Raw genomic sequence first — 25,826 nt, 5'->3', positions numbered from 1 at the left:
CTCAGCGGCGGTCCAGCGAGTAGACGAACGGCGCCACGACTTCGATCGTGCCGTTGTTCAACAACTCGGGTGGCGGCTTGGGTACCGTGCCGGCACGACGGATCATTTCCAGGGTCGCCCGGTCCAGCGCCGCGCTGCCCGAACCACCGGCCATGGCGTACGACACCACCTTGCCTTCGGCATCGACCACGAAACGCAGGCGGTTGATGCCCTGCAGGCCGCGACGACGCGCGTCTTCCGGGTAACGCTTGTACTTGGCCAAGTGGCGCAGCAGGTCACTCTGCCAGGTAGGCAGGGCGTTGCTGTTGGACGCAATGCTCGGTGCCGGTGCCGCGGACTTCTGCGGCGGCGTGTTGCTTGGCGGTGCGTCTACCACGCTTTCGGTCGGCGGCGCTTCCTTCGGCGGCTCAGGCTTTTTCTCGGGCTTGGGCGGCTGGGGCTTGGCCTTCGGCTTGGGCGGCTTGGCGATGGCGATCTTGGGTTTAGGGGCTTCCACCAGCTTGGGCAACGGCAGTTCTTCAACCGGTGCCGGCGGCTGTGGGACGGCTTTTGGAGGAGGTGGTGGCGCAGGCTCCGGCAACGGTGCCAGCTCGACCATCATGGCTGCCGGCGGCAGCTCGATGGCCTGAGGCACCGACCAATTGAGCGTGAGCAGCACAGCGACGGCATGGACACCCAGCACAAGTGCCAGGCTGCCGCTGTAACGCGCCAGGTTGTGCCGCGTCTTCGTCATTTCTTGGCTGCCGTCTCGAGACCTACCAGACCGACTTTCAAATAGCCGGCCGCGCGCATGTTGTTCATCACTTCCATCAGGTCACCGTAATCCACGCCCTTGTCGGCCTGGAAGAAGATGGTGGTTTCCTTGTCGCCCTTGGTCTTGGCATCGAGCATCGGGCCAAGCTGGTCGGGGGCAGGGACCTGATCGTCGCCGACATACAGCTTCTGGTCGGCCTTGACGCTGACGAACACCGGTTTCTCGGGCCTCGGCGCTGGCTTGGCGGTCGAGGCCGGCAGGTCGACTTTGATGTCGACCGTGGCCAGGGGCGCCGCCACCATGAAGATGATCAGCAGTACCAGCATCACGTCGATAAACGGCGTAACGTTGATTTCGTGGTTTTCGGCGAGGTCGTCGCCACCTTCGTTGAGATGCAGGCCCATGGCTTACCCCACTTTCACCATGTGCGGGGCGGCGCGCTCGCTGCCTTGGTGGTCCAGGTCACGGCTGACCAGCAGCAGCACCTGGGCAGAAGCGTCAGACACCTGAGCCTTGTAGCCGGCAATGGAGCGGGCGAAGACGTTGTAGATGACCACTGCCGGAATTGCTGCAACCAGGCCCAAGGCGGTTGCCAGCAGGGCTTCGGCGATGCCTGGGGCAACCACTGCCAGGTTGGTGGTTTGGGTCTTGGCGATGCCGATGAAGCTGTTCATGATGCCCCACACGGTGCCGAACAGGCCGACGAAAGGTGCGGTCGAACCAATGGTGGCGAGCACGCCGGTGCCGCTGCTCATGTTGCGGCCGCTGGCGGCTACCAGGCGCTCAAGGCGGAAGGCGACGCGCTCCTTGATGCCCTCTTTTTCACGTGCATTGGTCGACAGGCGCATCTCTTCGAGCGCATCGTGGACCAAGGTGTGAGCCAAGGTGCCTTCCTTGTTCGAGACGTCGCTGGCTTCCTTGAGGCTGGCGGATTTCTTCAGCTGGGCGATCTCGCCGCGCAGACGACGCTTGGCGCCCATCAGCTCGAAGCCCTTGGCAATCCAGATGGTCCACGTGATGATCGAGGCGATGGCCAGGCCGATCATGACGATCTTCACCACGATGTCGGCGTTTTTGTACATGCCCCATGGGGACAGGTCGTGCGCCATGCCCAGGGACGTATCTTCGACCAGTGCTTCGACGCTTGGGTCTACAGCGGCTGGCGCATCGGCCGGGGCGTTGGCGACAGGTGCCGAGCCGTCTGCAGCTGGGGCAGCAGCGGTGTTAGCTGGGGCAGTAGCGGCAGCCGGGGTGCTGGCGTTGGCTGTTGGCTCATCGGCCATGGCCACTGGGGCCAGCACCAGGCTGAACATCAGCGCGGCAATGGCACGCCAGGCGCGCGACGGGGTTGGCGAAGCGGAGGGTTGAGTACGTGTCATGCTGGCCGGACCTGATGAAGAAAAAGAGTGAACGTTCTCCAAGGCCTCGAGATAGGCCGAGAACAGATAGGGGCGCCATTATTGCAAGTAATTCTTGTTAACAAAAGTAATCTTGTTGCTTTTTTCACCTAAGGTCTAGCCACTCATCGTGTAGCGTGGCGGGTTTGATCAACTGGTCTAGGGAGTTTTGAGATGTCAGACCTTTCAGCAATGGTCGTAGGTTGTGGTGATGTGGGCGGCCGTCTGGCCCAGCAATTGCTGGCCCGCGGCTGGCAGGTGAGTGGCCTGCGCCGCGCGGTCGAGCACCTGCCAGCGGGTGTTGTGCCGGTGGCTGCCGACTTGGCCGAACCCACCATCCCGCCAGCGTGGCCACAGCGAGCGCCGGACTACCTGGTGTACTGCGTGGCGGCCAGCCAGCACGACGAGGCGGGGTATCAGTCGGCCTATGTCGACGGGTTGCGGCATGTGCTGGCCTGGCTTGCCGAACGTGGTCAGCACCCGCGTCGCTTGCTGTTTGTGTCCAGCAGCAGCGTGTTTGCGCAAAAAGACGGCGAGTGGGTCGACGAGACGGCTGCCACCGAGCCGGAAGGGTATTCTGGCCGGATCATGCTCGACGCCGAGCGCTTGGCGCTGGCCAGTGGTATCCCGGCAAGCGTGGTGCGCTTGACCGGCATCTACGGGCCGGGCCGTGAATGGCTACTGAGCCAGGTGCGTCAGGGCTACCGTGTGGCTGAAGAGCCGCCGCTGTATGGCAACCGTATTCATGCCGAAGACGCCGCAAGCTTGCTGGCTTACCTGCTGCAGTCCGATGCCGACGGCGTGGCGCTGGATGACTGCTATATAGGTGTCGATGACGACCCGGCGCCGCTGGCCGATGTGGTGGGCTGGTTGCGTGGGTACCTGGGCGTTACCGAGTGGTCGGATGAGCAGCGGGTGCGCCGTACGGGCAGCAAGCGCTGCAGCAATGCCCGTGTGCGGGCGTTGGGCTGGGTGCCAGAGTACCCCAGTTACAAAGAAGGGTATGCGGCGATTCTGCAGGGTAAGGGGTGAGTCTACCGGCCTCTTCGCGGGTAAACCCGCTCCCACAGGGTGAGCGCTGATTTTGTTGTCAGCGGGTAGCTGTGGGAGCGGGGTTACCCGCGAAAGGGCCGGCGTGACGGGTAGAGATCCTGGCAGGCCTCAGTCCTTCTCCAGCACCCATTGCCGAGCACCGGCCGCCAATACCGGCATTTCATCCGGCTTCGCGCGGTTAACGGCCTGGAAAATCTCCAGCGTGTCGCCATCACGCTTGATGATAAACGGCGCGCCGCGCTGTTTGCGCTCTAGCCACAGGCTGTCGTTGCTACCGCCCATGGTCGCGCAATCGCCGGCCAGGCACAGGGCAAAACGGTCCGGGCCAGGCAGGCCACTGACGTTGCCGGTGTCGCTGAAGCGAACGGCGGTGCCTTTGCCCTGGCCGTCGATGATTTTCCATTCACCGCCCAGGTAGGCCTGGTACAGCGCCTTCTCGAAGCTGCCACCCAGCGGTGCATTGCCGGGTTGCTTGACGCGCACGAAGGTTTGTTCGGTACCGGACTGCGCGGTGGTTTTCAGCTCGTCGCCATCCAGCGCCAGCTGCTCGGTCTGGCCGTCCTGGAAGCTGGCCAGCCATTGCTTCTCGTTGGCGCTCAACTGGCCGTCGGCCGCCTCGAAGCCATTGCTGAAGCTGGCCTGTTGGTGAGCCACGTCGAGTTTCCACTCGAACACAGGGCCGTGCTCATTCAGTGCCTGACGCAGGCTGCCACTTTTGACGGCGGCTTTGATGGCGTCCTGGTTGATCCAGGTGCCGTTGAAGTCTTCGGGTTTATGGCTGGCGCAACCGCTCAGAAGCAGGGCTGCCAGCGCGAGGGGCAGTGCTTGACGCATGGTGGGTAACCTTGGGGAGAGAAGGTGACGGGCAGGGCGCCCGTCACCAGGGGCATCACTCGATGACCAGGATCGCGTCCATCTCGACCTGGGAGCCTTTTGGCAGCGCGGCAACGCCAATGGCGGCGCGGGCTGGGTAAGGCTGCTCGAAGTAACGGCCCATCACTTCGTTGACCTTGGCGAAGTGGCTCAGGTCGGTGAGGAAGATGTTCAGCTTGACGATGTCCTTGAACGAGCCACCCGCGGCTTCAGCCACAGCCTTGAGGTTCTCGAAGACCTGCACGGTCTGGGCCTCGAAGCCTTCGACCAGTTCCATGGTCTTGGGGTCCAGTGGGATCTGGCCCGACATGTACACGGTGTTGCCGGCCTTGATTGCCTGGGAGTAGGTACCGATGGCGGCAGGGGCCTTGTCGCTGTTGATGACGGACTTGCTCATGATGACTCCTTGCGGTTGGCGGACTACGTACGCATGCGGGTGATGCGGACCACACCGGTCAAGGTACGCAGCTTCTTGATCACTCGTGCCAGGTGCACGCGGTCGTGCACGCTGACCACCAGTTGGACCACGCTGATACGGCCGTCGCGTTCGTCCATGCTGATCTTCTCGATGTTGCCGTCGGCGGCATTGACGCTGCTGGCCAGCAGCGCAATCAGGCCGCGCTGGTGCTCCAGCTCAACACGCAGCTCGACATTGAATTCGCCAGCGATGTCCTTGGCCCAGGAGAGCTGCACGCACTTCTCTGGGTTGTGGCGAATTTCACTGATGTTGCGGCAGTTCTCCAGGTGCACGACCATGCCTTTGCCCGCCGACAGGTGGCCGACGATCGGGTCACCGGGGATCGGCGTGCAGCATTTGGCGTAGCTGAGCACCAGGCCTTCGGTACCGCGAATGGCCAGCGGGCCTTCCGGCGTCGGCAGCTGTTCGCCTTCGGCCGACAGCAGGCGCCGCGCGACCACATAGGCCATGCGGTTGCCCAGGCCGATGTCTTCGAGCAGGTCCTCGATAAGCTCCAGGCGGTACTCGGCGAGAATCGCCTGAATGCGCTCCTGCGGGATCTTTTCGAGGCTGCTGTCGAAGCCGGTCAGCACCTTGTTCAGCAGGCGTTCGCCGAGGCTGATGGACTCGGAGCGGCGCTGTTGCTTGAGGGCGTGGCGAATGTGCGTGCGTGCCTTGCCGGTGACCACGAAGTTGAGCCAGGCCGGGTTCGGCCGGGCGCCCGGCGCGCTGACGATCTCTACCGTCGAACCGCTTTGCAGGGGCTCAGACAGGGGCGCCAGGCGGCGGTTGATGCGGCAGGCGATGCAACTGTTGCCCACGTCGGTGTGCACCGCATAGGCGAAGTCGACGGCCGTGGAGCCTTTCGGCAGCTCCATGATCCGGCCCTTGGGCGTAAAGACATAGACCTCGTCCGGGAACAGGTCGATCTTCACGCTCTCGATGAATTCCAGCGAGTTGCCCGCGCGCTGTTGCAGTTCGAGGATGCCCTTGACCCACTGGCGGGCCCGCGCGTGGCTGCCTTTTGGCTGTTCGTCGTCGTTGGACTTGTACAGCCAGTGGGCGGCGATGCCGTTGTTGGCCATCTCTTCCATCTCGCGGGTGCGGATCTGGATTTCGATGGGCACGCCGTGCATGCCGAACAGCGTAGTGTGCAACGACTGATAGCCGTTGGCCTTGGGGATCGCGATGTAGTCCTTGAAGCGACCGGGCAGCGGCTTGTACAGGTTGTGCACGGCGCCGAGCACGCGGTAGCAGGTGTCGACCTTGTCGACGATGATGCGGAAAGCATACACGTCCATGATCTCGTTGAAGGCGCGGCGCTTGCCGCGCATCTTCTTGTAGATGCCATAGAGGTGTTTCTGCCGGCCGCTGACCTCGCCCTGGATGCCGTCGGCAGCCAGGCAGTTGGCCAGCGATTGTTCGATTTTAGCGACGATCTCTTTGCGGTTGCCGCGGGCACTCTTGACCGCCCGGTGAATCAGCGACGAACGCATTGGGTGCATGGCCTTGAAGCCAAGGTCTTCGAATTCGACGCGCACGGTGTGCATGCCCAGCCGGTTGGCGATGGGGGCGTAGATTTCGAGGGTTTCCTTGGCAATGCGCCGGCGTTTTTCACCGGACAGCACTTCCAGCGTGCGCATGTTGTGCAGGCGGTCGGCCAGCTTGACCAGGATCACGCGGATATCGCGCGCCATGGCCATGGCCATTTTCTGGAAGTTCTCGGCCTGCGCCTCGGCCTTGGTCTCGAAGTTCATCTGGGTCAGCTTGCTGACCCCATCGACCAGTTCGGCAACCGTCTCGCCAAATTGCTGGCAGAGGGCTTCCTTGGCGATGCCGGTGTCTTCGATCACATCGTGCAGCATGGCGGCCATCAGGCTCTGATGGTCCATGTGCATGTCGGCGAGGATGCTGGCCACGGCCAGCGGGTGGGTCACGTAGGGCTCGCCGCTGCGGCGGCGCTGCCCGTCGTGGGCCTGCTCGGCGTAGAAATAGGCGCGCCGAACCAGGTTGACCTGTTCGGGGCCCAGGTAGGTCGACAGCCGTTCGGCTAAGGCTTCTATACCCGGCATGGGTTCACCTCTTGCAGAGGAAGAGGGCCTTGTGCCGCGCGACGTCGACCTGGCATCAATCAGACAGCCTCGTTGGACTCGTCCTCGAACGCGGCGAAGACCGGATCCTCGGTGACGATCTCTTCAGCAGCGATGAACTCGTTGGTGACGATGCCTTCGGCGATTTCACGCAGGGCAACAACGGTCGGCTTGTCGTTTTCCCACGCGACGCGTGGCTCTTTGCCGCCGGTCGCCAGCTGACGGGCGCGCTTGGTCGAGAGCATGACCAGCTCAAAGCGGTTATCCACGTGTTCCAGGCAGTCTTCAACAGTTACGCGGGCCATGGTCTTCCTCAGTAGCAATTGCGGTGGGCGTGCAGCCCAATATGGGCAGGCGGACTCGATAGTATAAAAATTCACCAGCCAATAGGGAAGCGCTGTTTTGCCACGCGCGGATCAGGCCAGCCCCTGTGGGGGCGGGTTTAGCCGCGAAAGGGCCGCAACAGACACCCTCCTCTTGTATCTCACAACATCGCGTCGCGCAACCGCGGGGTCAATTCCTCGAACAATGTCTGCACCGAGCGCAACGCCCGGCAATCGGGCCGGGTCAGCAGCCACAGTTGGGTGTCGCAACCGGGCAGCGGGCCACTCAGCGCATCGACGCCAGGCAAGGCATGCACCATGTAGTCGGGCAGCGCCGCCACGCCCAGCCCGGTGCTGACCAGTTGCGCAATGGTCGACATGCCGCTGCACTGGTAGCGCGGGCTCAACCCAGGGTATTGCTGGTTGCGCCAGACCACGGTCGGGTGGTCCTGCATCGAGTCGTCCGGGGCAATCCACGGCACGCTGCTGGCCGACTCGGTCAGCCGCTCGCGCCACTGCGGCTGGCCGCAGATCACGTAGGAGGTCGAACCCAGGCAGCGGCCTACCAGGTGTTCGGGCGGCGTATTGGTCAGGCGCAGGGCGATGTCGGCATCGCGCCGGCTGAGGTTGGCGAAGGTGTTGGAGGTGCCCATTTCCAGCGACAACGCCGGGTAATTGGGCATGAAGTCGGCCAATGCCGGCAGCAGCAGGCTGTGCATTACCGCCTCGGTGCAGGTCAGCCGCACCGTGCCACTGACCACCTGTTCGCCGCTGGTCATGGCGATGCGCGCGGCTTCCAGGGCCTGTTCGGCGCGCTCGGCTTGCTCGGCCAGGGCCTGGGCGGTGTCGGTGGGCAGGTAGCCTTTACGGCTTTTGACGAACAGCGCGGTGCCCAGTGCCGACTCGAGGCGACGGATCGAGCGGAACACCGTCGAGACGTCCACCTTGAGCAGTTCGGCAGCCTTGGCCAACGAGCGGCCACGTTCCAGGGCCAGGACCAGGGAGAGGTCGGCGTGGGTAATCTGATATTGCATTGATGCACGCTCTGCTTGCCGAAATGCCAATGTCTGTTGCGTTGAGGCCATTTTATAGTGGAACCGCCCCTGGGAATCAATGCGCCCGGTCGGGCAACCAATCCCCACGATGGGAAAGTGAAAAAAACAACAGCTGCAACCATCGTCGCCCGTGAGGCGCCAGCCGTATCCCCACATCGCCGCAGCAAATCAAAGGATGTACACCATGACGTCGGTCACCCCGTGCGCCAGTTCTTCCAGCGAGATGAAAGACTTCCTCCAGGCCCATCCGGATACGCAGTATGTCGATCTGCTGATCTCCGACATGAATGGCGTGGTACGCGGCAAGCGCATCGAGCGGGCCAGCCTGCACAAGGTGTACGAAAAAGGCATCAACCTGCCGGCGTCACTGTTTGCCCTCGACATCAACGGTTCGACCGTTGAAAGCACCGGCCTGGGCCTGGACATTGGCGATGCCGACCGCATCTGCTACCCGATCCCCGGCACGCTGTGCAACGAGCCGTGGCAGAAACGCCCGACCGCTCAACTGCTGATGACCATGCACGAGATCGAAGGCCAGCCTTTCTTCGCCGACCCGCGCGAAGTGCTGCGCCAGGTGGTAAGCAAGTTCGACGACCTGGGCCTGGATATCTGCGCCGCGTTCGAACTTGAGTTCTACCTGATCGACCAGGACAACCTCAACGGCCGTCCGCAACCGCCGCGCTCGCCTATTTCGGGCAAGCGGCCGCAGTCGACCCAGGTGTACCTGATCGACGACCTCGACGAATACGCCGACTGCCTGCAAGACATGCTCGAAGCGGCCAAGGAGCAAGGCCTGCCGGCCGATGCCATCGTCAAGGAAAGCGCCCCGGCGCAGTTCGAGGTCAACCTGCACCACGTTGCCGACCCGCTGAAGGCCTGCGACTACGCGATCCTGCTCAAGCGCCTGATCAAGAACGTGGCCTACGACCATGAGATGGACACCACCTTCATGGCCAAGCCCTACCCGGGCCAGGCGGGCAACGGACTGCACGTGCACATTTCGCTGCTGGACAAGAAAACCGGCAAGAACATCTTTGCCAGCAGTGACCCGCTGGAAAGCGACGCGCTGCGCCACGCCATCGGTGGCGTGCTGGAGACCATGCCGGCGTCGATGGCCTTCCTCTGCCCGAACATCAACTCGTACCGCCGTTTCGGCGCGCAGTTCTATGTGCCCAACGCGCCGAGCTGGGGCCTGGACAACCGCACCGTGGCGGTTCGCGTGCCGACCGACAGCAGCGAGAACGTGCGTATCGAGCACCGTGTGGCCGGCGCTGACGCCAACCCTTACCTGATGCTCGCGGCCATTCTCGCCGGTATTCACCACGGCCTGACCAGCAAGGTCGAGCCGGGTGAGCCGATTGAAGGCAACTCGTACGAACAACTGGAACAGAGCCTGCCGAACAACCTGCGCGATGCCCTGCGCGCGCTGGATGACAGCGAAGTGCTCAATCAATACATCAGCCCGGATTACATCGATATCTTCGTCGCCTGCAAGGAAAGCGAGCTGGCCGAGTTTGAAGTGTCGATCTCCGACCTCGAGTACAACTGGTACCTGCACACGGTGTAAGCCCATGAGCGCAAATGCGGTCCCCTTGATCGGTATCAGCGCCTGCCGCCAGCAGGTGGGGAAGAACTCGTCGCACACGGTGGGCGACAAGTATGTCGAGGCGGCCGGCTTTGCCGGGCTGCCGCTGATTTTGCCGGCGCGCGACGGGGGCAGTGATACCCCCGCGCTGCTGGCCCAACTCGACGGCATTCTTTTTACCGGCTCGCCTTCAAATATCGAACCGCATCATTACAATGGCGCCCCCAGCACGGAGGGTACCCGGCATGATCGCGCGCGCGATCGCCTGACCCTGCCGCTGCTGCAGGCGGCGATTGCCGCCGGTGTGCCGGTGTTTTGCATTTGCCGTGGGTTCCAGGAATTGAATGTGGCCCTTGGCGGCACCTTGCACCAGCGTGTGCAGGAGCTGCCTGGCTACCTTGACCACCGCGAACCTGAGGACGCACCCCTGGAGGTGCAATACGGCCCTCGTCACCCCGTTGGCATCGCGCCTGGCGGGTTGTTCGAGCGCCTGGGCCTGGCTGCGCAATTCGAGGTCAACTCGTTGCACAGCCAGGGCATCGACCGCCTGGCCCCTGGGCTGCGCGTCGAGGCGCGGGCCCCGGATGGCCTGATCGAAGCGGTGTCGATGCCAGATGCGCCGGGCTTCGTGCTTGGCGTGCAGTGGCACCCCGAATGGCGTTTTGCCGAAAACCCGGTCTCCCGGCGCCTTTTCCAGGCGTTTCGCGAGGCCTGTATTGCCCATGCTGCACGGGAGGGTACGCGCCAGAAGGCATTCTGACGTCACCCGAAGGTCTCGGATGACGCACCCCCTGTTGCAAGCTTTCAATGAGTGAAAGCGGGCCTTGTACACAAGGCCCGCGAAAACAATTCCAAAATTTACGGCACATACTCATGAGCGATTACACAGAAGCCGGCCGCCCACCCGATGTGGCGGCCGACGCGGGCAACACCCAGCGCAGCAAGGGCTTGGCCAAAGGCCGCCTGGGCTTGTTGGCCAGCGTGGTGCTGGGCATTTCCACCATCGCCCCGGTCTATACCCTGACCGGCGCGCTTGGCCCAACCGTGCGAGAGGTCGGTGCCCACCTGCCTGCGGTATTCATCGTCGGCTTCCTGCCGATGCTGCTGGTCGCCCTTGGCTATCGCGAGTTGAACTCGGCAGAGCCGGACAGCGGCACGTCGTTCACCTGGTCGGCGCGCGCCTTTGGCCCGATGATCGGCTGGATCGGGGGCTGGGGGTTGGTGGTCGCCACCACCATCGTGCTGTCGAACCTGGCAGGCGTGGCGGTCGACTTCTTCTACCTGTTCCTGGGGCAGATCACCGGCAACCATGGCCTGGCGGCCTTGGCGGACAACCTGCTGATCAACATCAGTACCTGTTGCGTGTTCATCGCCCTGGCGGTGTGGATCTGCTGTCGCGGCATAGCCACCACCATGACGGTGCAGTACGGCCTGGTGGCCCTGCAGTTGCTGGTGTTGATCGGCTTTGCCTTCGCCGCCTTCGGTGGCACCACTGCGCCGCCACCGCTGGAATTCGATTTCGCCTGGTTCAACCCGTTCGGTGTCGAGTCGTTCTCGGCCTTTGCCGCGGGGCTTTCACTGTCGATCTTCATCTTCTGGGGCTGGGACACCTGCCTGACTGTCAGCGAAGAGTCGGTGGGCAGCGAAGAGGTGCCGGGCAAGGCCGCCACCTGGACCGTGATGTTGATCCTCGGCCTGTACCTGTTCACCGCCATCGCCACCCTGCAGTTTGCCGGTATCAGCGAAACGGGCCTGGGCCTGAACAACCCGCGCATCCAGGAGAACGTCTTTGCCCACCTGGCCGGCCCGGTCATGGGGCCGCTGGCGATCCTGATGTCCATCGCCGTGCTGGCCAGCACCGCAGCGTCGCTGCAGTCGACCTTCGTGGCACCGGCGCGCACCCTGTTGGCCATGGGTTACTACGGTGCGGTACCGCCTAAGTTCGCCAGCGTTTGCCCGCGTTCGCAAACCCCGCGCTATGCCACCATCTGCGCCGGCCTGGCCGCCGGCCTGTTCTACGTGACCATGCGTACCCTGAGCGAGAACGTGCTGGCCGACACCATCACCGCGCTGGGCATGATGATCTGCTTCTACTATTCGCTGACTGCGTTTGCCTGCGTCTGGTACTTCCGCGACAGCCTGTTCGACAGCGTGCGCCACTTCGTCATGCGCGGCCTGTGCCCGCTGGTCGGTGGGGTCATCTTGTCGGTGATCTTCGCGCGTACCGCGATCGACAGCGCCTCGCCAGACTTCGGCAGCGGCTCGCATGTGGGTGGGCTGGGGCTGGTGTTCGTGATTGCCGCGATCATTTCGGTGCTTGGCATCGGGCTGATGCTGCTGTCGCGGATGCGGGCGCCGGCGTACTTCCTGGGGGCGACCCTGCGTCAGCAGGCGACCCTGCCGCTGGCGGAGTAATGCAGAGGGGGCGCTTTGCGCCCCATTCGCAGCACAAGGCTGCTCCTACATCCTTGCCTTTGTAGGAGCAGCCTTGTGCTGCGAATGGGCTGCAAAGCAGCCCCGCTCGGTCTCTCAGGAGAGCAGTTCTTTCAGCAGCCCACCGTGGCGCTGCTGTTGCTTCTTCAACTGCAGGCGATTCGAGCGGAACACCGCCTTCAACTCCTCCAGCGCGACGCCGAAGTCATCATTGATGATCAGGTAATCGTACTCGTCGTAGTGCACCATCTCGCTGACCGCTTCTTTCATGCGCCCGGCGATGATCTCCTCACTGTCCTGCCCACGCCCATCCAGGCGCTGACGCAGCGCTTCCTGGCTGGGTGGCAGGATGAACACCGAGAGTGCCTCGGGCATCAGCTTGCGCACCTGCTGGGCACCTTGCCAGTCGATTTCCAGGATCAGGTCGAAGCCCTGGTCGAGGGTCTGCTGCAGCGCGCTACGCGAGGTGCCGTAGAAGTTGCCGAACACTTCGGCATGCTCGAGGAAGTCGCCTTGCTCGATCAGTGCCTTGAATTCTTCGTGCACGACGAAGTGGTAGTTCACCCCGTGCTGCTCACCCGGGCGCATGGCGCGGGTGGTGTGCGAGACCGAGACGCGGATTTGCTTGTCGTCCTGGGTCAGGGCCGTTACCAGGCTGGTCTTGCCGGCACCCGAAGGGGCCGAAACGATGTAGAGGGTGCCGCTGCTGTGATTCATGGTCGGGGTGGCCTTACTCGATGTTCTGTACTTGTTCACGCATCTGTTCGATCAATACCTTCAGGTTGACCGCCGCTTGCGTGCTACGCGGGTCGAATGCCTTGGAGCCGAGGGTATTGGCTTCGCGGTTGAGTTCCTGCATCAGGAAGTCCAGGCGCCGGCCGGCCGCGCCGCCCGACTTGAGCACGCGGCGCACTTCGGTGACGTGGGTGGCGAGGCGGTCGAGCTCTTCGGCGACGTCGCTCTTTTGCGCCAGCAGCACCATCTCCTGCTCCAGGCGTTGTGGGTCGAGCTCAGCCTGCATGTCGCCGAAGCGGTCGAGAATTTTCTGCCGCTGGGCCGCCAGCATCTGCGGCACCAGGGCGCGCAGGGTGGTGACCTCGGTGGTCATGTTGTCCAGGCGTTCGTTGATCAGCCGGGCCAGCTCTTGGCCTTCACGCAGGCGCCCAGCCTTGAGCTCGGCCAGCGCGTCGTCGAACAGCGCCACGGCCTCGGCGTTCAGCGCCTGCGGGTCGCTGGCGTCGGCGACCAGCACGCCCGGCCACGACAGCACTTCCAGGGGGTTCAGCGGGGCCGGCTGCTTGATCAGGCCAGCCACCTCTTCGGCGGCGGCGACCAGCTGTGCGGCGCGCTCACGGTCCACTTTCAGTGGCTTGCCGGTGCTGTCTTCATTGAGACGCAAGGTGCATTCCACCTTGCCGCGCGACAGCCCCTGGCGCAGGCCTTCGCGTACCGCGCCTTCGAGGTCGCGCAGGGCCTCGGGCAGGCGCAGGTGCGGCTCGAGGTAGCGGTGGTTGACCGAGCGCAGCTCCCAGACCAGGGTGCCTTGGCTGCCGGCGCGCTCGACACGAGCAAAAGCGGTCATGCTGTGCACCATGGGGAGTACCTCGCGTAGATGAATGAACAGGGAAGCCTCTCGGCTGCAAGGCGCAGGATTGTAGCGCAGTGGGGCCTCGGCGCCCAATCCAGCCATGTTACAGAGGCCGAAATGCGCAGTGGGAAAAGGCGACAGGCTGTCAGGGGCGCGACAATAGGCGTGTCCTCCCGCAGCTGCGAGCTCTATAATGCTCGGCAGATTCAAGTCCCAGTACAGGTATCCCAGATGAAACGTCCAAGTGGTCGCGCCGCCGATCAGCTCCGCTCGATCCGCATCACCCGCAACTACACCAAGCACGCCGAAGGGTCGGTACTGGTCGAGTTCGGTGACACCAAGGTCATCTGCACGGTCAGCGTGGAGAATGGTGTGCCCCGCTTCCTCAAAGGCCAGGGCCAAGGCTGGCTGACAGCCGAATACGGCATGCTGCCGCGCTCCACCGGCGAGCGTAACCAGCGCGAAGCCAGCCGCGGCAAGCAGGGCGGCCGCACCCTGGAAATCCAGCGCCTGATCGGCCGCTCGCTGCGCGCCGCGCTGGACATGAGCAAGCTCGGTGACATCACCCTGTACATCGACTGCGATGTGATTCAGGCCGACGGTGGCACTCGCACCGCGTCGATCACCGGTGCCATGGTCGCCCTGTGCGATGCCCTGGCCGTGATCAAGAAGCGTGGCGGCCTCAAGGCTGGCAACCCGCTCAAGCACATGATCGCCGCGGTTTCCGTGGGCATGTACCAAGGCGAGGCCGTGCTCGACCTGGACTACCTGGAAGACTCCGCCGCCGAGACCGACCTGAACGTGGTCATGACCAGCGCCGGTGGTTTCATCGAGGTACAAGGCACCGCCGAGGGCGCGCCGTTCCAGCCTGAAGACCTGAACGCCATGCTCGCCGTGGCGCAGAAGGGCATGAACGAGATCTTCGAACTGCAGCAGGCCGCCCTGGCCGACTGACTGTTTCTGTAGATACGAAAAAGCCGACATTGATGTCGGCTTTTTCGTATCTGAATACAACTCAGATGGTCAACGTCCAGTCATAGTCCACAATCAGCGGCGCATGCTGCGAGAAGCGCGGCTGACGCGGCAGGCGGGCGTTACGCACGAAGCGGCGCAGGCCTGGTGTGAGGATCTGGTAGTCGAACCGGTAGCCCAGGTTGAGCATCTCGGCCTGTTCGTTGTCCGGCCACCAGCTGTACTGGTCGCCTTCACGGCTGACTTCACGCAGGGCATCCACGTAGCCCATCTCGCCCGTGATCGCGTCCATCCAGGCACGCTCCGGTGCAAGGAAGCCAGGCGATTGCTGGCTGTCGCGCCAGTTTTTGATGTCGAGCTTCTGCTGCGCCACGTAGAACGAGCCGCAATAGATGTACTCGCGACGCTTGCGCCGCTGTTTGTCCAGGTACTTGGCGAAGTCGTCCATCAACTTGAATTTCTGGTTCAAGTCTTCGTCGCCGTTCATGCCCGAAGGCAGCAGCAGGCTGGCAATACTGACTTTGTCGAAATCTGCTTGCAGGTAACGCCCGTAACGGTCGGCTGTCTCGAAGCCCAGGCCGGTGATGACTGCCTTGGGCTGCATGCGCGAGTAAAGGGCTACGCCACCTTGGGCGGGCACCTCCGCGTCGCAGGCATAAAGGAAATAGCCATCGAGCTGGAAAGCTGGGTCGTCGAGTTCAAAGGCCGAGGCGCGGGTATCCTGAAGGCAGATGACGTCGGCATTCTGGGCTTGCAGCCAGCTGAGCAAACCACGCTCGGCCGCAGCCTGAATGCCATTTACGTTCACACTGATGATCCGCATAAATGGCCCCAAAAATCTCGTGCGTGTATGATACCCGAGCTCAACTCATTTAGCTAAATCCGTGGTGTCCGGGACTTTCCATGCAGCCGTATCAGCGCGACTTCATTCGTTTTGCCATCGACCGCGGCGTTCTGCGCTTCGGCGAATTCACCCTGAAATCGGGGCGTACCAGCCCGTACTTCTTCAATGCCGGCCTGTTCAACACAGGTTCTGCACTGGCGCAGTTGGGCCGTTGCTACGCGGCGGCCATCGTCGACAGCAAGATCCCGTTCGACGTGCTGTTTGGCCCAGCCTACAAGGGTATCCCCCTGGCGGCGACCACCGCCGTGGCCCTGGCCGATCAGCATCAGCTCGACGTGCCATGGTGCTTCAACCGTAAAGAAGCCAAGGATCACGGCGAAGGCGGCAGCCTGGTTGGCGCGCCTTTGGCGGGTGACGTATTGATCATCGACGACGTGATCACGGCCGGTACTGCCATCCGTGAAGTCATGCAGATCATCAATGCCCAGCAGGCCAAGGCCGCTGGCGTGCTGATCGCGCTTAACCGCGAAGAGCGCGGCAATGGCGAGCTGTCGGCGATCCAGGAAGTGGAGCGTGACTTTGGTATTCCGGTGGTCAGCATCGTTTCGCTGACCCAGGTGCTGGAGTTCCTGGCCGATGATCCGCAGCTCAAGCAGCATCTGCCTGCTGTTGAAGCGTATCGGGCGCAGTACGGGATCTGATTCCGGCTCGGTAATAAAAAAGGCGACCTTTGGATGAAGGTCGCCTTTTTTTGTGTCGCCTGTCCTGGCCTCTTCGCGGGTAAACCCGCTCCCACAGGATCTGCGCCAACTTCAAGTCTGGCGATGTACCTGTGGGAGCGGGTTCACCCGCGAAGAGGCCGGGACAGACTAAGCAATCACTCAGCGCGGCTTGCGGTTGGTGATCAGGGTACCCACGCCGCTGTCGGTGAAGATCTCCAGCAGTACCGCGTTCGGCACGCGGCCGTCGATGATGTGCGAGCTGTTCACGCCACCCTGCACCGCATCCAGTGCGCATTTGATCTTCGGCAGCATGCCGCCGTAGATGGTGCCGTCGGCGATCAGTTCGTTGACTTGCTCAGTGGTCAGGCCGGTCAGCACCTGGCCCTGCTTGTCCATCAGGCCGGCGATGTTGGTCAGCAGCATCAGCTTCTCGGCTTTCAGTGCCTCGGCAACCTTGCCCGCCACCAGGTCGGCGTTGATGTTGTACGACTCTCCGTTGGCGCCCACGCCGATCGGCGCGATCACCGGGATGAAGTCACCCTTGACCAGCATGTTCAGCAGGTCGGTGTTCACGCTCACGACTTCGCCGACGTGGCCGATGTCGATGATTTCCGGGGTGGTCATCTCTGGCGTCTGGCGGCTGACGGTCAGCTTCTTGGCGCGGATCAGCTCCGCGTCCTTGCCGGTCAGGCCGATGGCGCTGCCGCCGTGGCGGTTGATCAGGTTGACGATGTCCTTGTTGACCTGGCCGCCCAACACCATCTCGACCACGTCCATGGTGGCCGAGTCGGTCACGCGCATGCCGTCGATGAAGTGGCTTTCGATCGACAGGCGCTTGAGCAGGTCACCGATCTGTGGGCCACCACCGTGGACCACCACCGGGTTGATGCCCACAGCCTTCATCAGCACGATGTCACGGGCGAAGCCGGTTTTGAGCTCCTCGCTCTCCATCGCGTTGCCGCCGTACTTGATCACCAGTGTCTTGCCGACAAAGCGGCGGATGTAAGGCAGTGCTTCGGACAAAACTTCGGCTACATGGGAAGCGGCATCGCGATCGAGGGTCATGCAGGGCTCCTGTAAGGAACAGATAGTCGGTCAGAACGGCAGTTGCAGCTCAGGGGCAACCCGCAGCAACTGGGCGCGGAAAACATCCTTGATACGTTGCAATTCGGCGTCGTTGTCGGCCTCGAAGCGCAGCACCAGCACCGGGGTGGTGTTGGAGGCGCGTACCAGGCCCCAGCCGTGGGCGTAGTCGACCCGCACACCGTCGATGGTGGTCAGGTTGGCCGCGCCCCAGTCGGCGTCGCGTTGCAGTGCATCAATGATGCTGAATTTACCCTCGTCGGTCACATCAATATTGATTTCTGGCGTGGAAATATCGTTCGGGAACGCCGCGAACAGGCTTTCGGCGTCTTGCCCGGCCTTGCTGAGGATCTCCAGCAGGCGTGCGGCACTGTAGATGCCGTCATCGAAACCGTACCAGCGTTCCTTGATGAAGATGTGCCCGCTCATCTCGCCGGCCAGCAACGAACCGGTCTGTTTCATCTTCTTCTTGATCAGCGAGTGGCCGGTCTTCCACATCAGCGCGCGGCCGCCATGCTGTTCGATCAGCGGGGTCAGGCGACGGGTGCATTTGACGTCGAAGATGATCTCGGCGCCCGGGTTGCGCGACAGCACGTCCTGGGCAAACAGCATCAGCAGGCGGTCGGGGTAGACGATGGTGCCGGTGTTGGTCACCACGCCTACGCGGTCGCCGTCACCGTCGAACGCCAGGCCGATGTCGGCCCCGGTTTCCTTGACCTTGGCGATCAGGTCCGCAAGGTTTTCCGGCTTGCCTGGGTCTGGGTGGTGGTTAGGGAAGTGACCGTCCACCTCGCAGAACAGCGGGATAACGTCGCAGCCCAGGGCTTCGATCAGCTGCGGGGCGATGACGCCGGCAGCGCCGTTGCCGCAGTCCACCACCACCTTGAGCTTTTTCGCCAGCTTCACGTCGCCGACGATTTGCTGGTAATAGCGCTCGAGGATTTCGACCTTTTCCACGCTGCCTTCGCCACGGCTCAGGTCGTTGGTTTTCAGGCGGGTCTGCAGGGCCTGGATCTGTTCGTTGGCCAGGGTGTCGCCTGCGATGACAATCTTGAAGCCGTTGTAGTCCGACGGGTTGTGGCTGCCGGTGAGCATCACGCCCGATGTGCCGGCCAGCACGTTGGCGGCGTAGTACAGCGCCGGGGTCGGCACCAGGCCGACGTCGCTGACCTGGCAGCCAGCGTCGGCCAGGCCTTTGATCAGCTGTTCCACCAGCATTGGGCCGGACAAGCGGCCATCGCGGCCAACGGAAATCTTGGGCTCGCCCTGGGCAAGGGTCTGCGCGCCGATGGCGCGGCCGATCCAGTAGGCGGTTTCGGCATGGAGGGTCTTGCCGACCACGCCGCGAATGTCATAAGCGCGGAAAATGCTGTCCGGCAGTGCGGGGACCAGGTGGGCCATTTCGTTCATCTCTGGAAGCTCCATTAGTCAAAGGCTGTCTGGGCAGGCGCAAACTGAACGCTTGGACGGTGGTTTCGCCAGAGAGTTCGCCATCCTTGGCCTGAACGGTCAGCTGTCGGCTCAGTGGCTGCCGGAGTGGCCGAAGCCGCCAGTGCCACGCTGGCTTTCGTCGAAGGCTTCGACGATGTCGAAGTGCGCCTGCACCACCGGCACCAGCACCAACTGGGCGATACGCTCGCCAATGGCGATGGTGAACGGGGTGTTGCCGCGGTTCCAGCACGACACCATCAGCTCGCCCTGGTAGTCCGAGTCGATCAGGCCGACCAGGTTGCCCAGCACGATGCCGTGCTTATGGCCCAGGCCCGAGCGCGGCAGGATCATGGCTGCCAGGCCCGGGTCGCCGATGTAGATCGACAGGCCGGTGGGGATCAGCAGGGTCTGGCCGGGCTCGAGGACTGTGTCCTCCTTGAGCAGGGCGCGCAGGTCCAGGCCGGCAGAGCCTGGGGTGGCGTACTGCGGCAGGGGGAATTCGGTGCCCAGGCGTGGGTCGAGGATCTTGGCTTGAAGAGCGTGCATGTAACTTATTGAACCTGGTTGAGCCGTTCGGCGATGAAGGCGACCAGCTGCCGGGCGATCTTGCCCTTGCTGGTCTGCGCAAAGAGGGTCTGGTGCTGCTGGCGGTCGATCACGGTCAAGGCGTTCTCTTCGCTGTTGAAGCCGATGCTGGGGTTGGCCACATCATTGGCGACGATCAGGTCGAGGTTCTTGTCCTTGAGCTTGCGTGTGGCGTAATCGAGCAGGTGTTCGGTTTCGGCGGCGAAGCCGACGCTGAACGGGCGGTCGCCACGGCCAGCGATGGTCGCAAGGATATCGGGATTACGCACCATCTGCAGCAGCATGCCGTCGCCGGTCGTAGGATCTTTCTTGAGTTTTTGCGTGGCAACCACCTCTGGGCGGTAGTCCGCGACCGCTGCCGAGGCAATGAACAGGTCGCAGGGCATGGCCGCTTCACAGGCCGCGAGCATGTCCCGCGCGCTGACCACGTCGATGCGGTTGACCCGGTCGGGGGTCGGCAGGTGCACCGGGCCGGTGACGAGGGTCACCCGAGCACCCGCTTCGGCAGCCGCTTCGGCGAGGGCGAAGCCCATCTTCCCGGAGCTATGATTGGTGATGTAGCGGACCGGGTCGATGTTTTCCTGGGTTGGGCCGGCAGTGATCAGTACGTGTTTGCCGGTGAGCGTCTGGCGCTTGAAGCTTTCGGCGGCGCACCAGGCCAGGTCGGTGGCCTCGAGCATACGGCCAAGGCCTACGTCGCCACAGGCTTGGCTGCCGGAAGCTGGGCCGAACACCTGGATGCCACGGCTTTTGAGCAGGTCGAGGTTGGCCTGGGTGGCCGGGTCACGCCACATCGCCTGGTTCATGGCCGGGGCGACGGCAACGGTGGCGTCGGTGGCCAGGATCAGGGTGGTCAGCAGGTCGTCGGCCATGCCTTGGGCCATGCGCGCCATGAGGTCGGCCGTGGCGGGGGCGATGAGGACCAGGTCGGCCCACTTGGCCAGCTCGATATGGCCCATGGCCGCTTCGGCGGCGGGGTCGAGCAGGTCCATGTGCACCGGGTGGCCGGACAGCGCCTGCAGGGTCAGCGGGGTGATGAACTCTGCACCGCCACGGGTCATGACGACGCGCACCTGCGCGCCGTGCTCCAGGAGTCGGCGGATCAGTTCGGCGCTTTTGTAGGCGGCAATGCCGCCACCGACGCCGAGGACGATGCGCTTGTGATACAGCCGCTGCATAGGCTTTTGCCTTTTTCCAGTGAAAGCGGGCGGCGACAAGAACTGCCTGCGGCAGAACGTCGCATGTACGAGGCGAAATAGATTAACACAGGGCCCAAACGTGCCGCAGCAGGACCAAGGAGTGGGGATGAGTATCAGGGAATGGCCGGCTGAAGAACGGCCGAGGGAGAAGTTGTTGTTGCGGGGGGCCGCGGTGCTTTCGGACGCCGAGCTGGTAGCGGTGCTGCTGGGCTCGGGCGTTGCCGGGCGTAACGTGCTGGAGCTGGCGCGGGGGTTACTGGTTCGCTTTGGGGGCCTGAGGCCATTTCTGGAGGCTGATCGTCAAGCCATTTTGCGCGAGCCAGGCCTTGGGCCCGTGAAGTATGCCCAGTTGCAGGCGCTTCTGGAGATTGGCCGGCGTTACCTGGATGAGACGATCGAGCGCACGCCGGCGCTGGAGAGCCCGGAGGCGGTGCGGCGCTACCTCAAGGCCATGCTGCGCCATGAGCCCAGTGAAGTGTTTGGCTGCCTGTTTCTGGATACCAAGCACCGGCCGCTGGCGTTCGAGATCCTGTTCAGGGGGACGATCGACCGGGCCAGTATCTACCCGCGGGAAGTGGTGCGCCGAGCGTTGCTGCACAACGCAGCGGCGTTGATCCTGTGCCATAACCACCCGTCGGGCAACAGCGAGCCCAGCCAGGATGATGTGCACATGACGTTGGCGCTAAAGCGCGCGTTAGGGCTGATCGATGTGCGGGTGCTCGACCACATCATCGTGGGCGATGGCGAGCCGTTGTCGATGGTGGAGGAGGGGTGGATCGTTGCTTAGCGGTGTACATGTGCCGGCCTCTTCGCGGGGCAAGCCCGCTCCCACAGGTACCGCACAGCATTCAAAGGCTGTGAGGTCCTTGTGGGAGCGGGCTTGCCCGCGAAGAGGCCGGCACAGGCTTACTTGGTCACCGAAACCTTGCTGAAATCCAACCGCCCAAACGGGCTCACCTGGTACCCCTCGACCCCCTGGCGCAGCAGGGTAGCCGCGGTCGGATGCGCCAGCGGCACCCACAGCGCCTGCTGCTGGATCAGCGTCTGCGCCTGCTGGTACAGCCGGCTGCGTACGCTCTGGTCATTGGTGGTGCGCCCGGCGTTGATCAGCTGGTCGAGGCGGCTGTCGCAGAACCGTGCAAAGTTGGTCCCCGACTTCACCGCCGCACAGGAAAACTGCGGGCTGAGGAAGTTGTCCGGGTCGCCGTTGTCACCCGCCCAGCCCATGAACAGCAAGTCATGCTCGCCGGCCTTGGCGCGGCGGATCAGCTCGCCCCACTCGATCACGCGGATTTCGGCCTTGATGCCGATCTTGCCCAGGTCGGCCTGCAGCATCTGCGCGCCAAGGCTGGGGTTGGGGTTGAGCAGGCTGCCCGAAGGGCGGGTCCAGATCGTGGTGCTGAAGCCGTCAGGCAGGCCAGCCTTGGTCAGCAAGGCCTTGGCCTTTTTCAGGTCCAAGGGGTAGCCGGGCAGGTCCTTGGCGTAGCTCCAGGTGTTGGGCGGGTAGGGGCCGTTGGCGGCCGTCGCGGTGCCTTCGAACACCGCCTTGAGGTAAGCCTGTTTGTCGAAGGCCAGGTTGATGGCCTGGCGCACCTCTGGCTTGTCCAGGGGCGGGTGTTCGCTGTTGATGGCGACGAAGGCGGTCATGAAGGCCGGCGTGCTGGCTACCGTGAGGTTGCCATCCTTGCCGGCTTCAGCGATGTCCAGCGGCTTGGGCGACAGGGCCACCTGGCACTCGTTGCGCTTGAGTTTTTGCAGGCGCACGTTGGCATCGGTGGTGATGGCGAAGATCAGCGGGTCGACCGCAGGCTTGCCGGCGAAGTAGTCGGGGTTGGCGCGGTAGCGCACCACGGCGTCCTTCTGGAAACGCTGGAAGACGAACGGCCCGGTGCCGATCGGCTGGCTGTTGAGCTTGTCCGGCGTGCCCGCCTTGAGCAGTTTGTCGGCATACTCGGCGGAATAAATCGAAGCAAAGCCCATGCTCAAGGTGGCCAGGAACGTGGCATCCGGGTGGGTCAGGGTGAAGCGCACAGTGTGCGGCTCGGGGGCATCGATCGACTTGATCAGGGTGCCCAGTTGCAGCGATTGCGCATGCGGGTAACCGCCCGGCGCAGTCTTGTGCCAGGCGTGGGCCGGGTAGAGCATGCGCTGGAAGCTGAACAGCACGTCGTCGGCGTTCAGCTCGCGGGTCGGTTTGAAGTAGGCGGTGGTGTGGAACTTCACGTCATCGCGCAGCTTGAAGTCGTAGATCAGGCCGTCTGCCGACACCGTCCAGCTCGCCGCCAGGCTAGGGACAACCTTGCCTTGGCCGGCGTCGAACTCCACCAACCGGTTCATCAGCACGTCGGCCGAGGCATTGGTGGTGGTCAGCGAGTTGTACTGGACCACGTCGAAGCCTTCGGGGCTGGCTTCGCTGCAGACACTCAGCGGGGCTGCCTGGGCGATGCCGGCGGCAAACAGGGAGGTAAACAATAAGGAAAAGGCGGCGGCACGCATCGTGACTCCTTGGCTGTCAGTGGCCCATCTGCCAGTGCAGTCTGGAAACGTCCTACCCTAGTGTGCGCATCAGCAAATGACCACCCTCTTTTTCTGTCGGCTGGCGACGAGTGGTCGACAGTGCGCCGCGCTAGTCGCTATGCTGCTCGCGCACGATTTGCCTCAGCTAGATGCTCATCATCTGTTGTTGCAATGCAGTCTTTCTGGTATAAAGCAGCGCTCTTTTCTAGGGGCTCGGCCTGTCGCATCAGCGGATCCGGTCGATAAGACCTCCAGAATCACGGCGCCTGGCGCCAAAGACTGAGAGATTAAGCGGCCAACCCATGCCGGGTTGGGCATGTGGTTTTAGAGGGCTGAGTCATGTCGAGAGTCTGTCAAGTTACTGGTAAGGGTCCAGTAACCGGGAACAACATTTCCCACGCAAACAACAAAACCCGTCGTCGTTTCCTGCCGAACCTGCAGCACCACCGTTTCTGGGTTGAGTCCGAGAAGCGTTTCGTGCGTCTGCGCGTTTCCGCCAAGGGCATGCGTATCATCGACAAGCGCGGCATCGACGCCGTTCTGGTTGACATCCGTAAAGCTGGCGCCAAGGTTTAAGGGAGAACATCATGCGTGAATTGATCCGTCTGGTTTCGAGTGCCGGTACCGGCCACTTCTACACCACCGACAAGAACAAGCGCACCACTCCGGACAAAATCGAGATCAAGAAATATGATCCGGTTGTTCGCAAGCACGTGGTGTACAAGGAAGCCAAGATCAAGTAATTGATCGGCAACCTTAAAAAAAACCCGCATCCGAAAGGACGCGGGTTTTTTTTTGCCTGCCAGGACCCTTACTTCTGCTCGAACATCACGTAGATCTTGCGGCAAGGCTCCAGCACCTCCCAGGTGCCTTTGAAGCCGGCCGGGATGACGAACCGATCACCGGCGCGCAGGGTCTTGGCGCCGCCATCCTGGTCGCGCAGCACCGAAACGCCCTGCACGATCTCGCAATATTCGTGCTCGGTATAGTTCACGGTCCACTGCCCGACTTCACCTTCCCAGACACCCGCCGCAAACTGGCCGCACGGGCTGGAGTAGTGGTTATAGACGGCCTGGTCGGGCTCGCCCTTGAGGATTTTCTCTGCCGCCGGGCGGTAGCGTTCAGCCTCGGTCAGAACCTGGGCGAAGTCGATGATGCTGGCGATGCTCATGGTGCGGCTCCTGTTGTTGTTTAATAAAATGAACATCAGTAGGCTTTTAGGCCATTCGTGTCAAATATATTGATAGTTTACACAGGCTGGTTTAGGGTGTCGTTTGCCCGTGCGCGCGCGTCGCCCGGCCAGAATTCTGACAACGCCAGTGAGTCCTCAGTGCGGCGTTGCACCTAAACAAGAGGAGGAGTTTCGTATGACCACCCTGACTCGTGCGGACTGGGAACAACGTGCCCAGCAACTGAAGATCGAAGGCCGTGCCTTCATCAACGGCGAATACACCGACGCCGCATCCGGTGAGACCTTCGAGTGCCTGAGCCCGGTCGACGGACGCTTCCTGGCCAAGGTCGCCAGCTGCGACCTGGCTGACGCCAACCGTGCCGTCGAGAACGCCCGTGCCACCTTCGATTCCGGCGTCTGGTCGCGCCTGGCTCCGGCCAAGCGCAAGGCCAAGCTGATCCGCTTCGCCGACTTGCTGCGCAAGAACGTCGAAGAGCTGGCACTGCTCGAAACCCTGGACATGGGCAAGCCGATCGGCGACTCCTCGACCATTGACGTCCCAGGCGCAGCACAAGCCCTGCACTGGAATGCCGAAGCCATCGACAAGGTCTACGACGAAGTCGCACCTACCCCGCATGACCAACTCGGCCTGGTAACCCGTGAGCCGGTGGGCGTCGTCGGTGCCATCGTGCCGTGGAACTTCCCGCTGCTGATGGCCTGCTGGAAACTCGGCCCGGCGCTGGCCACCGGTAACTCGGTGGTGCTCAAGCCGTCCGAAAAATCGCCACTGACCGCCATCCGCATCGCCCAGCTGGCCATCGAAGCCGGCATCCCGGCCGGTGTGCTGAACGTGCTGCCAGGCTACGGCCACACTGTCGGCAAGGCCTTGGCCTTGCACATGGACGTCGACACCCTGGTGTTCACCGGCTCGACCAAGATCGCCAAGCAATTGATGATCTACGCTGGCGAATCGAACATGAAGCGCATCTGGCTGGAAGCCGGCGGCAAGAGCCCGAACATCGTCTTCGCCGACGCACCGGACCTGCAAGCCGCTGCCGAAGCCGCTGCCAGCGCCATCGCCTTCAACCAGGGCGAAGTCTGCACCGCGGGTTCGCGCCTGCTGGTCGAGCGCTCGATCAAGGACACGTTCCTGCCCCTGGTGGTCGAGGCCCTCAAAGGCTGGAAACCGGGCAACCCACTGGACCCGCAGACCACCGTTGGCGCGCTGGTCGATACCCAGCAGATGAACACCGTGCTGTCGTACATCGACGCTGGCCACAAGGATGGCGCCAAACTGCTGGCCGGTGGCAAGCGCATCCTCGAAGAGACCGGCGGCACTTATGTCGAGCCGACCATCTTCGACGGCGTGACCAATGCCATGAAGATCGCCCAGGAAGAAATCTTTGGCCCCGTGTTGTCGGTGATCACCTTCGACACGGCCGAAGAAGCCATCGCCATTGCCAACGACACGCCGTACGGCCTGGCGGCTGGCATCTGGACCTCGGACATTTCCAAGGCCCACAAGACCGCCCGTGCCGTGCGCGCTGGCAGCGTCTGGGTCAACCAGTACGACGGCGGCGACATGACCGCGCCGTTCGGTGGCTTCAAGCAGTCGGGCAACGGCCGTGACAAATCGCTGCATGCGCTGGAGAAATACACCGAGCTGAAAGCGACCTGGATCAAGCTGTAAATCG

Annotated in this window: 26 protein-coding genes and 1 pseudogene; 10 read left to right on the top strand and 17 right to left on the bottom strand. The window is 62.9% G+C overall.

Translation table 11 applies throughout. From position 1 onward, the window contains the following. Position 1: 1 nt before the first annotated feature. From AC5PZ0_RS06685 to exbB, 3 genes are read right to left on the bottom strand one after another with little or no spacing between them, the layout of a single operon-like run. Positions 2-733 carry an energy transducer TonB gene (locus AC5PZ0_RS06685; RefSeq protein WP_027592144.1) on the bottom strand — a complete coding sequence of 244 codons (732 nt, stop codon included), beginning with the start codon at positions 731-733 and terminating at the stop codon, positions 2-4. Beyond that, the gene (exbD, locus tag AC5PZ0_RS06680; RefSeq protein WP_013974803.1) at positions 730-1,158 is read right to left on the bottom strand and encodes a TonB system transport protein ExbD; all 429 of its coding nucleotides are present in this window, start codon (positions 1,156-1,158) and stop codon (positions 730-732) included. Before exbD ends, AC5PZ0_RS06685 begins: the two co-directional genes overlap by 4 nt. Positions 1,159-1,161: 3 nt before the next feature. Then, positions 1,162-2,133, bottom strand: coding sequence for a tonB-system energizer ExbB (gene exbB / locus AC5PZ0_RS06675; protein ID WP_099430805.1), 972 nt, complete (start codon positions 2,131-2,133; stop codon positions 1,162-1,164). A gap of 192 nt (positions 2,134-2,325) precedes the next feature. Here exbB and AC5PZ0_RS06670 point away from each other — a divergent pair, with 192 nt between their 5' ends. Next, positions 2,326-3,183: an SDR family oxidoreductase gene (locus AC5PZ0_RS06670; RefSeq protein WP_493854566.1), complete on the top strand. Its 858-nt coding sequence runs from the start codon at positions 2,326-2,328 to the stop codon at positions 3,181-3,183. A gap of 129 nt (positions 3,184-3,312) precedes the next feature. On the opposite strand, the gene AC5PZ0_RS06665 is transcribed toward AC5PZ0_RS06670, so the two are convergent. From AC5PZ0_RS06665 to AC5PZ0_RS06645, 5 genes are all read right to left on the bottom strand, one after another. Further along, positions 3,313-4,038 carry a hypothetical protein gene (locus tag AC5PZ0_RS06665; protein ID WP_099430803.1) on the bottom strand — a complete coding sequence of 242 codons (726 nt, stop codon included), beginning with the start codon at positions 4,036-4,038 and terminating at the stop codon, positions 3,313-3,315. Positions 4,039-4,093: 55 nt separating this feature from the next. Next, positions 4,094-4,474, bottom strand: coding sequence for a RidA family protein (locus AC5PZ0_RS06660; protein ID WP_027592149.1), 381 nt, complete (start codon positions 4,472-4,474; stop codon positions 4,094-4,096). A 23-nt stretch (positions 4,475-4,497) separates the two neighbouring features. After that, positions 4,498-6,606 (bottom strand): bifunctional GTP diphosphokinase/guanosine-3',5'-bis pyrophosphate 3'-pyrophosphohydrolase, encoded by a 2,109-nt coding sequence (gene spoT / locus AC5PZ0_RS06655; protein WP_027592150.1) that lies wholly within the window; start codon positions 6,604-6,606, stop codon positions 4,498-4,500. 59 nt (positions 6,607-6,665) lie between these two features. Beyond that, positions 6,666-6,929 carry a DNA-directed RNA polymerase subunit omega gene (gene rpoZ, locus AC5PZ0_RS06650; RefSeq protein ID WP_012312123.1) on the bottom strand — a complete coding sequence of 88 codons (264 nt, stop codon included), beginning with the start codon at positions 6,927-6,929 and terminating at the stop codon, positions 6,666-6,668. A 179-nt stretch (positions 6,930-7,108) separates the two neighbouring features. Beyond that, positions 7,109-7,981: a LysR family transcriptional regulator gene (locus tag AC5PZ0_RS06645; RefSeq protein WP_027592151.1), complete on the bottom strand. Its 873-nt coding sequence runs from the start codon at positions 7,979-7,981 to the stop codon at positions 7,109-7,111. A 244-nt stretch (positions 7,982-8,225) separates the two neighbouring features. Between AC5PZ0_RS06645 and AC5PZ0_RS06640 the strand changes: the two genes are divergently transcribed. From AC5PZ0_RS06640 to AC5PZ0_RS06630, 3 genes are all read left to right on the top strand, one after another. Continuing rightward, positions 8,226-9,569, top strand: a complete 1,344-nt coding sequence (locus AC5PZ0_RS06640) for a glutamine synthetase family protein (RefSeq protein ID WP_371097094.1) — start codon at positions 8,226-8,228, stop codon at positions 9,567-9,569. A gap of 4 nt (positions 9,570-9,573) precedes the next feature. Beyond that, on the top strand, positions 9,574-10,347 hold the full coding sequence (locus tag AC5PZ0_RS06635) for a gamma-glutamyl-gamma-aminobutyrate hydrolase family protein (RefSeq protein ID WP_099430802.1): 774 nt from the start codon (positions 9,574-9,576) through the stop codon (positions 10,345-10,347). Positions 10,348-10,460: 113 nt separating this feature from the next. After that, positions 10,461-12,002, top strand: a complete 1,542-nt coding sequence (locus tag AC5PZ0_RS06630) for an APC family permease (RefSeq protein ID WP_027592154.1) — start codon at positions 10,461-10,463, stop codon at positions 12,000-12,002. A gap of 114 nt (positions 12,003-12,116) precedes the next feature. Here AC5PZ0_RS06630 and gmk read toward each other — a convergent pair whose 3' ends face one another. After that, entirely contained in the window at positions 12,117-12,737 is a 621-nt protein-coding gene (gene gmk, locus AC5PZ0_RS06625) for a guanylate kinase (protein WP_027592155.1), read from the bottom strand. 13 nt (positions 12,738-12,750) lie between these two features. Next, positions 12,751-13,614: a YicC/YloC family endoribonuclease gene (locus tag AC5PZ0_RS06620; RefSeq protein WP_085272162.1), complete on the bottom strand. Its 864-nt coding sequence runs from the start codon at positions 13,612-13,614 to the stop codon at positions 12,751-12,753. Between the two features lie 225 nt (positions 13,615-13,839). Between AC5PZ0_RS06620 and rph the strand changes: the two genes are divergently transcribed. Beyond that, complete coding sequence (rph, locus tag AC5PZ0_RS06615) at positions 13,840-14,562, top strand: ribonuclease PH (protein WP_027592157.1); 723 nt, start codon at positions 13,840-13,842, stop codon at positions 14,560-14,562. Between the two features lie 61 nt (positions 14,563-14,623). On the opposite strand, the gene crc is transcribed toward rph, so the two are convergent. Beyond that, positions 14,624-15,403, bottom strand: coding sequence for a catabolite repression control protein Crc (gene crc, locus AC5PZ0_RS06610; protein ID WP_003253401.1), 780 nt, complete (start codon positions 15,401-15,403; stop codon positions 14,624-14,626). 80 nt (positions 15,404-15,483) lie between these two features. Here crc and pyrE point away from each other — a divergent pair, with 80 nt between their 5' ends. Continuing rightward, positions 15,484-16,125 carry an orotate phosphoribosyltransferase gene (pyrE, locus tag AC5PZ0_RS06605; RefSeq protein WP_008091580.1) on the top strand — a complete coding sequence of 214 codons (642 nt, stop codon included), beginning with the start codon at positions 15,484-15,486 and terminating at the stop codon, positions 16,123-16,125. A gap of 180 nt (positions 16,126-16,305) precedes the next feature. On the opposite strand, the gene argB is transcribed toward pyrE, so the two are convergent. The 4 genes and pseudogenes from argB to coaBC all read right to left on the bottom strand — a co-directional run bounded on the left by argB (position 16,306) and on the right by coaBC (position 20,423). Further along, positions 16,306-17,211, bottom strand: coding sequence for an acetylglutamate kinase (gene argB / locus AC5PZ0_RS06600; protein WP_027592158.1), 906 nt, complete (start codon positions 17,209-17,211; stop codon positions 16,306-16,308). Positions 17,212-17,241: 30 nt separating this feature from the next. Continuing rightward, positions 17,242-18,615: pseudogene (locus AC5PZ0_RS06595) on the bottom strand (phosphomannomutase/phosphoglucomutase); the annotation flags it as partial. 135 nt (positions 18,616-18,750) lie between these two features. After that, entirely contained in the window at positions 18,751-19,206 is a 456-nt protein-coding gene (dut, locus tag AC5PZ0_RS06590; protein ID WP_027592160.1) for a dUTP diphosphatase, read from the bottom strand. A 5-nt stretch (positions 19,207-19,211) separates the two neighbouring features. Continuing rightward, positions 19,212-20,423, bottom strand: a complete 1,212-nt coding sequence (gene coaBC / locus AC5PZ0_RS06585; RefSeq protein ID WP_027592161.1) for a bifunctional phosphopantothenoylcysteine decarboxylase/phosphopantothenate--cysteine ligase CoaBC — start codon at positions 20,421-20,423, stop codon at positions 19,212-19,214. A gap of 127 nt (positions 20,424-20,550) precedes the next feature. On the opposite strand from coaBC, the gene radC reads away from it, so the two are divergent. Continuing rightward, positions 20,551-21,231 (top strand): RadC family protein, encoded by a 681-nt coding sequence (gene radC / locus AC5PZ0_RS06580; protein WP_027592162.1) that lies wholly within the window; start codon positions 20,551-20,553, stop codon positions 21,229-21,231. Positions 21,232-21,350: 119 nt separating this feature from the next. On the opposite strand, the gene AC5PZ0_RS06575 is transcribed toward radC, so the two are convergent. Continuing rightward, the gene (locus tag AC5PZ0_RS06575; RefSeq protein ID WP_493854565.1) at positions 21,351-22,940 is read right to left on the bottom strand and encodes an ABC transporter substrate-binding protein; all 1,590 of its coding nucleotides are present in this window, start codon (positions 22,938-22,940) and stop codon (positions 21,351-21,353) included. A 360-nt stretch (positions 22,941-23,300) separates the two neighbouring features. Here AC5PZ0_RS06575 and rpmB point away from each other — a divergent pair, with 360 nt between their 5' ends. Both rpmB and rpmG read left to right on the top strand, forming a co-directional pair. Beyond that, positions 23,301-23,537, top strand: a complete 237-nt coding sequence (rpmB, locus tag AC5PZ0_RS06570; protein WP_003253504.1) for a 50S ribosomal protein L28 — start codon at positions 23,301-23,303, stop codon at positions 23,535-23,537. Positions 23,538-23,548: 11 nt separating this feature from the next. Beyond that, positions 23,549-23,704 carry a 50S ribosomal protein L33 gene (rpmG, locus tag AC5PZ0_RS06565; protein ID WP_003253507.1) on the top strand — a complete coding sequence of 52 codons (156 nt, stop codon included), beginning with the start codon at positions 23,549-23,551 and terminating at the stop codon, positions 23,702-23,704. A 68-nt stretch (positions 23,705-23,772) separates the two neighbouring features. Here rpmG and AC5PZ0_RS06560 read toward each other — a convergent pair whose 3' ends face one another. Continuing rightward, a complete protein-coding gene (locus AC5PZ0_RS06560; protein ID WP_027592164.1) occupies positions 23,773-24,132 on the bottom strand; it encodes a cupin domain-containing protein in 360 nt (119 codons plus the stop codon). 196 nt (positions 24,133-24,328) lie between these two features. Here AC5PZ0_RS06560 and AC5PZ0_RS06555 point away from each other — a divergent pair, with 196 nt between their 5' ends. Then, entirely contained in the window at positions 24,329-25,822 is a 1,494-nt protein-coding gene (locus tag AC5PZ0_RS06555; protein ID WP_027592165.1) for an aldehyde dehydrogenase, read from the top strand. The last annotated feature ends 4 nt before the right edge of the window (positions 25,823-25,826 follow it).

This window comes from Pseudomonas sp. 5.2, assembly GCF_059025405.1.
The sequence above is the reverse complement of the archived record's forward strand: the minus strand, read 5'-3'. Positions and strand labels throughout refer to the sequence as shown.